General features: G+C 42.3%; 12 protein-coding genes and 1 other annotated feature. All 12 genes read left to right on the top strand.

Annotated elements, in window-relative coordinates; all coding sequences use genetic code 11:
* The first annotated feature begins 259 nt into the window (after positions 1-259).
* A complete protein-coding gene (locus N1I80_RS16660) occupies positions 260-1,081 on the top strand; it encodes a sigma-E processing peptidase SpoIIGA (protein WP_340738963.1) in 822 nt (273 codons plus the stop codon).
* A gap of 137 nt (positions 1,082-1,218) precedes the next feature.
* Positions 1,219-1,929, top strand: a complete 711-nt coding sequence (gene sigE, locus N1I80_RS16655; protein ID WP_340738962.1) for an RNA polymerase sporulation sigma factor SigE — start codon at positions 1,219-1,221, stop codon at positions 1,927-1,929.
* A 93-nt stretch (positions 1,930-2,022) separates the two neighbouring features.
* Positions 2,023-2,808, top strand: coding sequence for an RNA polymerase sporulation sigma factor SigG (gene sigG, locus N1I80_RS16650; protein WP_340738961.1), 786 nt, complete (start codon positions 2,023-2,025; stop codon positions 2,806-2,808).
* A gap of 621 nt (positions 2,809-3,429) precedes the next feature.
* Entirely contained in the window at positions 3,430-3,675 is a 246-nt protein-coding gene (locus N1I80_RS16645; protein WP_340738960.1) for a PRC-barrel domain-containing protein, read from the top strand.
* Between the two features lie 69 nt (positions 3,676-3,744).
* A complete protein-coding gene (locus N1I80_RS16640; RefSeq protein WP_340738959.1) occupies positions 3,745-4,437 on the top strand; it encodes a YggS family pyridoxal phosphate-dependent enzyme in 693 nt (230 codons plus the stop codon).
* Entirely contained in the window at positions 4,434-4,904 is a 471-nt protein-coding gene (locus N1I80_RS16635) for a cell division protein SepF (RefSeq protein ID WP_340738958.1), read from the top strand. The genes N1I80_RS16640 and N1I80_RS16635 overlap by 4 nt, the downstream gene beginning before the upstream one ends.
* A gap of 240 nt (positions 4,905-5,144) precedes the next feature.
* Entirely contained in the window at positions 5,145-5,414 is a 270-nt protein-coding gene (locus N1I80_RS16630; RefSeq protein ID WP_340738957.1) for a YggT family protein, read from the top strand.
* A gap of 250 nt (positions 5,415-5,664) precedes the next feature.
* Entirely contained in the window at positions 5,665-6,441 is a 777-nt protein-coding gene (locus N1I80_RS16625; protein WP_340738956.1) for a YlmH family RNA-binding protein, read from the top strand.
* Between the two features lie 91 nt (positions 6,442-6,532).
* Positions 6,533-7,039 carry a DivIVA domain-containing protein gene (locus tag N1I80_RS16620; RefSeq protein ID WP_340738955.1) on the top strand — a complete coding sequence of 169 codons (507 nt, stop codon included), beginning with the start codon at positions 6,533-6,535 and terminating at the stop codon, positions 7,037-7,039.
* A 127-nt stretch (positions 7,040-7,166) separates the two neighbouring features.
* Positions 7,167-7,383: a binding site (T-box leader), on the top strand.
* A gap of 135 nt (positions 7,384-7,518) precedes the next feature.
* On the top strand, positions 7,519-10,281 hold the full coding sequence (gene ileS, locus N1I80_RS16615) for an isoleucine--tRNA ligase (protein ID WP_340738954.1): 2,763 nt from the start codon (positions 7,519-7,521) through the stop codon (positions 10,279-10,281).
* Between the two features lie 238 nt (positions 10,282-10,519).
* Entirely contained in the window at positions 10,520-10,996 is a 477-nt protein-coding gene (lspA, locus tag N1I80_RS16610) for a signal peptidase II (RefSeq protein WP_340738953.1), read from the top strand.
* Entirely contained in the window at positions 10,996-11,925 is a 930-nt protein-coding gene (locus N1I80_RS16605) for an RluA family pseudouridine synthase (RefSeq protein ID WP_340738952.1), read from the top strand. The genes lspA and N1I80_RS16605 overlap by 1 nt, the downstream gene beginning before the upstream one ends.
* Positions 11,926-11,984 lie beyond the last annotated feature (59 nt).

Genomic DNA, 11,984 nt, shown 5'->3' with positions numbered 1-11,984 from the left:
TATTTGTCACATAGGAAAACTCGTATTACTATCCAAAAGAATCTTGAAGTGTTGCTAAGTTCTATACGAACGTTGCCAAGTTCCCCAAAAGTGTTACCTAGTTCACCGGAAACGTTGTTAACTTCGACATGTTTAATCTATCAAGAGCACTTCAATGTGGCTCTTGAAAAAAATGTCGATTATTTCATAGGTTTTCATCCTCATTCCGACAAACATTTCATAACATAGATGCTATCGTTGTTTGCAGGGAGGGCGGCCTATGTATGGGGAACTCATTATTGGAGTAAATATGTTGTTCAATTATGCCATCCTGTCATTTGCGAACAAAGTAGGGAACGTTCAAGCCGCCCGCGGACGCCTGTTGTTCGCTTCCTTTGTAGGTGCATTGCCTGTCACCATTTTTCCATCGTCCGCCATTGCTGTTGTCCTATCTTTTATAGGCATGACGTTATGTGCTTTCGGCAAAGCTTTCGAACCGTGGAAGAAATCCGCGACAATGGTGTTGATTGGAGCGGTATTTGCGGGAGGATTATTAACGGCATTCCATTTTCGTATCCAGACAATGAGTTCAGCGCTGAACGTTCTAAGCTATGCGGTTGTGGCCTATGTTGCCCTCTATTTCATGAACAAGAAGTGGCTGGATGTGAGGACGGCTCGTCATGTATCAGAACTGAAAGCGGCGTCTGTTCTCCATATCTGGGGAAAGGATATCCCGGTAGCTGTGTTCGTGGATTCGGGCAATAGCTGCACAGAGCCGTTGTCTGGGGCAGCTGTCCATTTTGTATCGTTGAAAGCAGTCGAACCCTATTTGCCTGAAGATTTGAAGGCAGCGCTGCTTACTTGGGATGGTACTCCAACGCTTGCAGAATTTCCTGATTGTTATCAAAAATCGCTGCGGTTGATTCGACTTATGACGATTCAAGGACGGTCATGGGCGGTAGGGTTAAAATTTGAACGCTGGACAATTGGAGCAGGTAATTCACTACAACCTGGTTATATCGTACTAACAAAAAATGACCGTCGCTATCCTGACGGTGCCGAAGCCATTTTACATGTATCTGCAATGGAATTATTAACTTAATCCTGCAAGAGAAAACCTTGCAGGATTAAGTTAAAGCCTCCGGCGGATGTCACGGATTTTTAGGGGACTATTTCGAGTGAATTCGAAAAATCCAGACGCAATTACGCCAAGGCATAATTGATAAGGGGGAACTGTACATGTTGCATGAATTGAAAAAGTGGATGTCGGTCATTGCCAGCCTTTTTAAACGGAAAAATGGCACATACTATATCGGAGGACATGAATCGCTACCCAAACCACTGACGCGCGAGGAAGAAGCTAAAACCATTCATGCTTTTATGGAAGGTGATATGAATGCGCGTGATACGCTCATCGAAAAAAATCTGCGCCTCGTTGTTTATATCGCCCGCCGTTTTGATAATACCAATACACATATCGAAGACCTCATTAGTATCGGCGCTATCGGGCTAATCAAAGCAATTGAGACGTTCAAAATTGACAAAAATATCAAATTGGCGACATACGCATCACGCTGTATTGAAAATGAAATTTTGATGCATCTACGTAAAACAAATCGCACGAAATCAGAAATTTCTTTTGATGAGCCACTCAATTCAGATTCGGATGGCAATGAATTATTACTCTCAGATATTCTGGGCACAGACGAAGATATTATTATTGATGATGTTGAAAAGAAAATTGAACGACAACATATGATTGAAGCGATTGGTACGCTTGATGAGCGAGAGCGTTATATTATGGAATGTCGCTTTGGGTTGACGGGACAAGTGGAAATGACACAAAAAGAAGTGGCCGAATTACTAGGCATTTCTCAGTCCTATATTTCCCGGCTTGAAAAGAAAATTATAATGGATTTACGAGAGAGATTGAATCATTCGATTGTCTGATGGGTGAAATTGGAGATATGCTTTTTCGCATATTCTGGACGACTGCGGATAGACTACTTTTACAGTCATCTACAGAATACGGAGGAAGAGCGAATGGTGCGTACAAGAGTAGAAATATGTGGAATCGATACGTCCGAATTGCCATTACTCACGAATGAAGTGATGAAAGCAACGTTTATCAGGCTGCAAAGCGGCGATCATTCTGCAAGGGAAGAGCTTGTTATTGGTAATTTGCGACTCGTGTTAAGTTTGGTTCAACGATTTGCCTACAGAGGAGAGCAAGCGGATGATTTATTTCAAGTGGGCTGTATTGGCTTACTCAAATCGATTGACAACTTCGATTTGAAACATAATGTGCGGTTTTCAACGTATGCAGTTCCTATGATTGTCGGGGAAATTAAACGACATCTGCGTGATCACCATTCTATTCGCGTTTCAAGATCACTGCGAGATATTGCTTATAAGGCCATTAGAGCGAAAGAACAGTTTATCAATGACAATCAAAAGGAACCGCGTATTTCCGATTTATCGGAGGCAACTGGGATACCTGCGGATGATATTTTGTTTGCACTTGATGCGATTCAAGATCCGATGTCACTTCATGAGCCGATTAACAGTGATGGTGGAGATCCCGTCTATATGATGGATCAGCTACAAGATAAAACAGTTTCCGAAGAACGTTGGCTGACATACGTTGCGGTGAAGGAAACTGTGGCTGAAATGGATGAGCGACAACAGACCATCTTGTCTAAACGTTTTTATTTAGGACAGACGCAGACGGAGATTGCCAAAGAGCTGGGAATTTCACAAGCCCAAATTTCAAGACTAGAAAAAAATGCGGTAAAAATTATTCGGGATGGCATGGATCAGAAAATATAACATATTTGTGTATAGATGTTTTTGATCGCTTTGGGATTGAACGACTTCTATACAATAACCGAGTTGTTTTTATGAATGTGGATGCGACTTTGTCGCATCCACATTCATTTTTTCTGTAATTATATGGTGGTCGTTCATCCGTCGCTCTCCAAAAACACAGGTAAACGAAGTGCTAATGCTTTTGGGGAAGAGGGAATAGAAGCCTTGCTACTAGGTAAAGGCCGCCAAAGATACAATTTTGGCGGCCGAAGCTTTCACCATGGATTTTTCTTTTGTATTTTGAGAAGTGTAACTTTCTTATATGGCTTGGTGAAAAGTAAGGAAGGAGCGCATTGTACAACGTGCAAAAGTTCCCGAAATTGTATCTTCGGGAACTTACATCCTCTACAGAAAATCATCTATTCTTTTCTTTCCAAGCAACTGTATTTTTCACTTGAATGTTGTAGGTACGCGACAGGTGAATATTTACAATAAGATACATTAGCACTTTCGGCAGTCATATCGTTAATATATCACCGAAAGCGAACCGGAAATGATCTAGTGAAAATATATTCATGTTCAGCGAGATACCTTAATGGTATCTCATTTTTTATCATATAGTCATTCTAAGGAGGGATTTGTATGAGGTTTTCGGAAATCCAAAAGAAAGAAGTTATTGACGCTACGAAAGGTTCATTCCTCGGATTTGTGCAGGATGCGACGATTGATATTAAAAATGGGAAAGTGGAATCATTACATGTCGGTGGTGGAGAACGCAGTATATTCTTTGAGGCTAAAGACAAGGATGCTAAACGAGTTCGTCTTGAAGATGTTACAACAATCGGAAAAGATATTGTTCTGGTGGGCAAAAAAGACGACAAAAAATGACTTATTATTGATATGTAGTCGTTCACTTGTTACAATGAGATGTAAGAAACATGAAAAGTAGTGATAATCATGAGTAATTTACAACAACGAATTGAGAAAATTGAATATGATATACAGGATGTATGCACGCGTATAGGTCGGGAGCGCTCTGAAATTACGGTTGTTGCTGTGACCAAAGAAGTTTCTGCAGCAAGGGCATCTGCTATGATTGATGCAGGATTTGATCATCTTGGTGAAAACCGTCCAGAAGTACTGCTGGATAAGCAGGAAACGATTCAGAGTGGTGCTACATGGCATTTCATCGGCAATGTTCAAAGCAGAAAAGTAAAGGACATCATTCATCAGATTGATTACTTACATTCTGTTGATCGAATGAGCCTTGCTAAAGAGATTCAAAAGCGGGCCGATCATGTAATCGATTGCTTTGTTCAAGTGAATGTTTCAGGTGAGGAAAGTAAATCAGGTGTTACACCAGCTGAACTTAACAGTTTTATTGAACAAGTGGCTGCTTACGACAAAGTCCGCGTCGTTGGTTTAATGACGATGGCTCCTTTCACAGAGGATATGGAATTGATACGTTCTGTATTCCGCTCGTTGCGTGAACTCCGCGATGGGATAGCAGCAAAAGAACTATCACATGCACCGTGTACACAATTGTCTATGGGAATGTCTAATGACTTCATTATTGCAATCGAAGAAGGTGCAACTCATGTCAGAATCGGGACTGCACTTGTCGGAGCAGAAAGCGGGGAGGACGCATGAGCATCAAAAACAAGTTTGAGAAATGGTTTTACTTAGATGATGAAGAGGATGATGTGCGAGAACAGCAGCCACGCCGGGAAGAGCCGCGCCCTGTTCAAGAGCAAGCACCGCCTCCGCCGCGAAAGGCGCAACCGCGACGACAGCAACAGCAGCCAATGGGTGAACCGCAACAAGCGGGAACGGTCGTCAGCCTACAAAGCATTCAGAAATCCTCGAAAGTTATTTTAATTGAACCGCGTGTGTATGCGGAAGCACAAGATATTTCAGAACATCTGAAAAACAAACGGGCAGTCGTCGTCAATTTACAGCGAATTGAACGTGACCAAGGCATCCGCATCGTGGATTTCTTAAGTGGCACGGTCTATGCACTTGGCGGGGACATTCAGCGAATTGGAACGGATATTTTCCTTTGCACGCCTGAAAACGTAGAAGTTGCAGGTGCAATTTCTGATTACTTTGAACGATAGAAATCAATCATGCCTTGGCGTGATTGCGTCTGGATCTTTTTCGAGCAGGCTCGAAAAGTACCTTTGAAAAACCGTGATATCCGTCGGAGGCTTGACAGGGAGGAAATGAACTTCATTCCTCCTTAATCAGCAGGGAGCTCGAACACCGACTGATTTGAAATACAATGCAGCATTTATCTTACCACTTATGGAAGTGGAGGATTCCTGCTGAATTAAGTTGAATGAGGTGTATGAATTAGTATGGTAGGTTTACTTATTAATGGTATTGCAGGGGCATTTCAAATCTATACGATATTACTCGTTATTTATATTTTGATGTCATGGGTGCCATCCACAAGAGAAACGAAATTCGGTCAATTTCTTGCTGTAATTGTAGAGCCATATTTAGGCTTTTTCAGGAAATTCATCCCGCCACTAGGCATGATTGATATTTCACCAATTGTTGCGTTATTTGCGTTGAGCTTAATTCGAACGGGTGTTTTTTCACTACTGAGTATTATTCTTTACTAAAAAACACATCATGCAAATCCTCACCTTGGTGAGGATTTTTTAACTTCATTCAGCAGGGATTAAATCCCTGCTGAATGAAGTTAAAGCCTCCGGCGGATGTCACAAATTTTGAGGGGAGTTAAGGAAGGCAGTCTAAGCTCGCGACGTCCTGTCGCACCGACTGCATAATCTACATCCTGTAGACCCCAAGCGCAATTCAAAATTTGGACACAATTACGCCGAGGCGTAATTGATTGAAGGAGGTAAAATCATGGAAACGATATTACAGCATTTTCGTAAAGATGAGCAGCCATTTATCGAAATGGCGATTGGTTGGATACGTGAAGTTGAGGACAGTTACGCACCAAAATTGACGGGATTTTTAGATCCAAGACAGCAATTTATTGTCGAATCATTGGCACGTAATTCTATGCTATTGGTTGGCTCATACGGGGCATTTGCCGAGGCAGAGCGACAGCGGATTCTAATCTATCCAGATTATTATGTACCGGAAACGGATGATTATCAAATTGCGATGTTCAATGTGAAATATGCTACGAAATTTTTGAAGCTCGAGCATAAAGACATTTTGGGATCGATGATGTCACTTGGTATCGATCGTGCGAAGTTTGGGGATATTCGTGTTGGGGACGATGAAGTGCAATTTGCGGTCGCTAATGAGTTGAAAGATTATATGACGGCCAATTTTTTATCTATAGGCAAAGCAAAAGTGACGGTTGAAGAAAATAATCGATCAGAAGACTGGATTGCTACTACGGATAGTTGGACAGAAGAAATGCATATTGTGAGTTCCTTGCGACTCGATACGGTTATTGCGGCACTCGCCAATATTTCGCGTCAAAAAGCGGCATCGCTTATTCATGGAGATAAAGTAAAAGTGAACTGGGCAGTACGAGATCAGCCTGCATTTGAACTACAAGAATTGGACATGTTATCGGTTAGGGGTTCCGGCAGATTTAAAGTGATGGCGATTGAAGGAAGAACACGAAAAGACAAAATTCGTCTTATTATCGGAAAGTTAGAATGACTTTTCAGATAATAGTTTTTAAAAAATGCTGTTTTCCAAGACCCTAGTATGTATAATAGAATACAAACGATGTTGTAGGGGGATGCTTTGAATGGCTCTGTCACCAATTGATATACATAATAAGGAATTCACAAGTAAGTTCCGAGGTTATGATGAAGATGAAGTCAATGAATTTTTAGAGCAAATCATGAAGGACTTTGAAAATATTCTTGAAGAAAATAAAACATTAAAAAATAATTTAAAACAATCGAATGAGCAAATTTCCCATTTCAATTCGATTGAACAGACATTGCAAAAGTCGATTCTAGTTGCACAGGAAGCTGCGGAGGATGTCCGTCGCAATTCCATGAAAGAATCCAAGCTGATTGTCAAAGAAGCGGAAAAAAATGCAGATCGAATTGTTAATGAGGCCCTTTCTCGTGCGCGTAAGATTTCGGTGGAAATCGAAGATCTGAAGAAGCAGTCGAAAGTGTTCCGTACTCGCTTTAAAATGCTAATTGAAGCACAGCTGGATTTGATTCAAGCGGATGACTGGGACCATTTATTGGAGTATGAAATTAATACAGAACAGTTAGAAATGGCAGCGGATAACGAGTAAACTTGACTTTTTTCTGAACTCACACCTATAATAGTGTGCATATATTTAACTTGAATCAGCAGAAGTTCAAAATCCCTGTTGATTCAAAATTTGGACACGATTACACTGAGGTATAATTGATATAAGTTATAAAGCGTTGAAAGAGAGAGTACTTTCCAAAATTATGTTTAGCGAGTCGGGGATGGTGAGAGCCCGGTCAACAAATTGGAAACGAAGATCACTCTTGAGCTGGATTGCAGAAATTATCCGTAATCCCGGAAACACCCCGTTATGGTGTCTGAGTGGTAGCAAATACGTTTGCTGCAAGTAGGGTGGTAACGCGAGAATAATTCTTCGTCCCTTTTTGGGGGCGGGGATTTTTTTGTTTTTATGAATGAACATAGCGAAGGCGCCTTAACGGGAGACAGCCCCCAGCGCAGTAGCGGCTTCAATGGACTTTTTTATATCAATGTGCTCAAAATTTAAAGGAGGAATTACAGATGGAATACAAAGATACATTACTAATGCCGAAAACAGATTTCCCAATGCGCGGAGGTTTACCAACGAACGAGCCGAAAATGCAAGAAAAATGGGAACAGATGGACATTTATAAATTAGTGCAAGAACGGACAGCGGGTCGCCCGTTCTTCATCCTACATGATGGACCTCCGTATGCGAATGGTGATCTTCATATGGGTCACGCTCTTAACAAAGTGCTAAAAGATATGATTATCCGCCATAAATCAATGACAGGTTTCCATGCACCATACGTTCCAGGTTGGGATACACACGGATTGCCAATTGAGCAGGCGCTTGTCAACAAAGGTGTCAAACGTAAAGAACACTCATTGGCTGAGTTCCGTAAAATGTGTGAGGACTATGCGTATAGTCAAATCGACAGCCAGCGTTCACAATTTAAACGCATTGGTGTACGTGGTGATTGGGATAATCCTTATATTACGTTAAAACCTGCTTTTGAAGCGCGTCAAATTAAAGTATTTGGTGATATGGCGAAAAAAGGCTACATCTATAAAGGCTTGAAGCCTGTTTACTGGTCACCATCAAGTGAATCAGCGCTTGCAGAAGCAGAAATTGAGTACCAAGATAAAAAATCAGCATCTATTTATGTTGGTTTCCCTGTCAAAGACGGGTTAGGCGTTATTGATGCAGATGTTCAATTCCTAATCTGGACAACGACTCCATGGACAATTCCTGCCAACCTTGGGATTTCAGTTCACCCGGAATTCACATACGTTATTGTTAAAGTAGGAGAAGAAAAGTTCTTAATTGCTAAAGATTTGCTTACATTTGTAGCAACAGAAATCGGCTGGGAAGATTACGTTGTTGAACGTGAATTGCAAGGTTCTGAGCTAGATCGCGTTGTTGCAAAGCATCCATTGTATGACCGCGATTCACTTGTCATGCTAGGCGAACACGTTACAGCTGAGGCGGGTACTGGATGTGTCCATACGGCACCTGGTCACGGGGAAGATGACTTTTATGTATCGAAAGCTTACGGCATTGATGCATTATCGCCAATCGATGATCGTGGTGTCATGACTGACGAGGCACCTGGCTTTGCAGGACTGTTTTATGAAGATGCCAATAAAGCCGTGACAGAAGCGCTTGAAAAAGTAGGCGCACTGAAGAAATTATCATTCATCACACACTCGTATCCACATGATTGGCGTACGAAAAAACCAGTGATTTATCGTGCAACTGCACAATGGTTTGCTTCTATCGAATCATTCCGTACAGAGTTGCTAGATGCCATCAACAATACAAAATTCACGCCATCATGGGGTGAAACGCGTCTGTATAATATGGTTCGTGACCGTGGCGACTGGTGTATTTCACGTCAACGCGTCTGGGGTGTTCCAATTCCTGTGTTCTACGCAGAAAATGGCGAGCCAATCATTACAGATGAAACGATTGATAATGTTGCACAATTATTCCGCGAGCACGGTTCAAATGTTTGGTTTGAACGTGAAGCGAAGGATCTTCTGCCAGCAGGCTTTACGCATGAAGGAAGTCCGAATGGGGAATTTACAAAAGAAACGGATATTATGGACGTTTGGTTTGACTCAGGTACAACGCATCAAGGTGTACTCGTCGAAAGAGATGACCTTGTGTACCCAGCTGATTTGTATTTAGAAGGATCTGACCAATATCGCGGCTGGTTCAACTCATCTTTAACGACAAGTGTTGCAATTAATGGTCACGCACCTTACAAAGGTTTGCTAAGCCATGGGTTCACGCTCGATAAAGATGGACGTAAAATGAGTAAATCAATCGGGAACGTAATCATTCCGGCAAAAGTGATGAACCAGCTTGGCGCAGACATTCTTCGTCTCTGGGTTTCTTCTGTTGATTACACAGCGGATGTGCGGGTTTCGGATTCAAACTTCAAGCAAGTATCTGAAGTGTACCGTAAAATCCGTAACACACTGCGCTTCTTGCACGGGAATACATCAGACTTCAATCCTGCGACAGATGCAGTCGCATTCGCAGATATGCGTCCGGTAGATCAATTTGTTTATGTGAAATTACAGGATTTGATCAAAGAAGTACGCGTGGCATATGACAATTATGAATTCGCAACGGTTTACCATGCAGTGAACAACTTCTGTACAGGTGAATTGAGCTCGTTCTACTTGGATATTGCGAAGGATGTTGTCTATATCGAGGGTGTTGACCATCCACATCGTCGTGCGATGCAAACGGTTATGTATGATACATTGATGGCATTGTTAAAATTGTTGACACCAATTGTGCCGCATACAACAGATGAGATGTGGGGCTATATTGAGCATAAGGATGAAGTGAGTATTCAGCTGACTGATATGCCGGAAGCGCTGGATCTTGGGGAGCAAGCGCAAGCACTGCGTGAACGTTTTGCAACACTAATGCTTGTCCGCGATGATGTGTTGAAAGCACTTGAGGAGGCACGTAATAGCAAGGTCATCGGTAAATCACTGGAAGCAAAAGTGACAGTTGCAGTTCCTGAGAGCCTACAAGGTATCTTTGCGGCAGAGGATATTGACTTTGCTCAATTCTTCATCGTATCGCAATTTGCGGAAGGCGATGTTGCCAACATGCCTGAAGGAACATTGAAGCTAGATACAGTCAGCGTCCTTGTTGAACCAGCAGACGGTGAAAAATGTGAGCGTTGCTGGACAATTTCCGAAACGGTTGGTCAAGACGACACGCATGCAACACTATGTGTACGTTGTGCAGACGTTGTGAAAAAGCACTACGCTTAAGTAATTCAACTTAGAAATGGCTGTGACAGTCTAATAAAAGACTTGTCACAGCCATTTTTTCTATCTACTCTCCAGCGAAGGCTTATTGCGGGAGGCATCGGGTAAGGGGGTAGTTCAATCCTTCCTTAAGCGTAGAGCGGTTTTGAAAAGAATCACAACGTCAGCTTACTAGTTACTGACACCCTCGCCCCCTAATGTGGTAAAATAATACGTAACCTGTTGGACGGAGGTAGTATGATTGTTTATTTATTATGGATTGGCAGCATTTCTGATCCTTTTAGATCAATGGACGAAATGGCTTGTCGTTAAAAACATGGAGCTTGGCGAAAGAATTAGTATCGCAGATCCCTATTTGGGCTTGCTTTCTCATCGAAACAGAGGAGCGGCGTGGGGAATGCTTGAAGGACAGATGTGGTTGTTTTATATCGTCACAGTTGTCGTCGTGGCAGGCATTATCTACTTTTTTCATAAAGAAGCGAAAGGATCTGTCCTTTTCGGCTTGAGTTTAATGTTCCTACTTGGCGGTGCGATTGGTAACTTTATCGATCGTCTGTTGCGCAAAGAGGTCGTCGATTTTGTTGACGTTATCATCCCGGTTATCAACTATGATTTCCCGATATTTAATGTAGCAGATGCCGCATTGACCGTCGGTGTAGTCCTCATCATCATCCATGTCATTCTGGATGAAAAAAAGAATAAGAAAAAGGTGTCCTAATGGATCAGTTTGAAATTGATATAACAGAAGAACATGCAAATAGCCGTATTGACAAAGTATTGACAACAGTCAACTCTGATTGGTCACGAACGCAGGTTCAGCAGTGGTTGAAGGATGGCTTAGTCCTAGTAGGTGGCATCCAAGTCAAACCTAATTATAAAGTAAAGCAAGGCGATACAATCACAGTCGATGAACCAGAACCAGAAGAACTCGATGTCGTTGCGGAGGATCTGAATCTCGATATTATCTATGAAGATAAAGACGTCCTCGTCGTCAACAAGCCGCGCGGTATGGTCGTGCATCCAGCACCCGGGCATGCAACAGGAACAGTCGTTAATGGTCTGATGCATCATTGTAAGGACTTATCGGGCATTAACGGAGTACTGCGCCCGGGTATTGTCCACCGTACTGACAAAGACACATCGGGCTTGTTAATGGTAGCAAAAAATGATCAGGCTCACGTATCATTGGTAGACCAGCTCGTTGCCAAATCAGTGACACGTGTTTACAAGGCGCTTGTTCATGGGCATATTCCACATGATAATGGAACAATTGACGCACCAATTGGTCGTGATCAACGCGATCGCCAAAGCATGGCCATTGTCGATAAAGGCAAACATGCGGTGACCCATTTTAAAGTGCTTGAACGTTTTGGCGGCAATTATACGCTTGTTGAATGTCGACTGGAGACGGGGAGAACACACCAAATCCGTGTCCATATGAAGTATATTGGTTATCCACTTGTAGGCGATCCGAAATACGGTCCGAAAAAAACGCTTGAATTCGGTGGACAAGTACTGCACGCGGGAACGCTCGGCTTCAATCATCCTTCAACTGGAGAGTATATGGAGTTTACAAGTCCTGTGCCTGAAGATTTCCAAGCATTGATTGACAAAGTTCGAAAAAGCGTTGACAGAATAGAAGAGTAAAGGCTATACTGAACAAAGAAATTGAATAGCGATACCTTTAACATCAGTCCAGAGAGGCT

Source organism: Sporosarcina sp. FSL K6-3457 (genome assembly GCF_038007285.1).
In the GTDB taxonomy this organism is placed as follows: Bacteria; Bacillota; Bacilli; order Bacillales_A; family Planococcaceae; genus Sporosarcina.
Note: the sequence above shows the minus strand (reverse complement) of the source record. Positions and strands in the feature narration are given on the sequence as shown.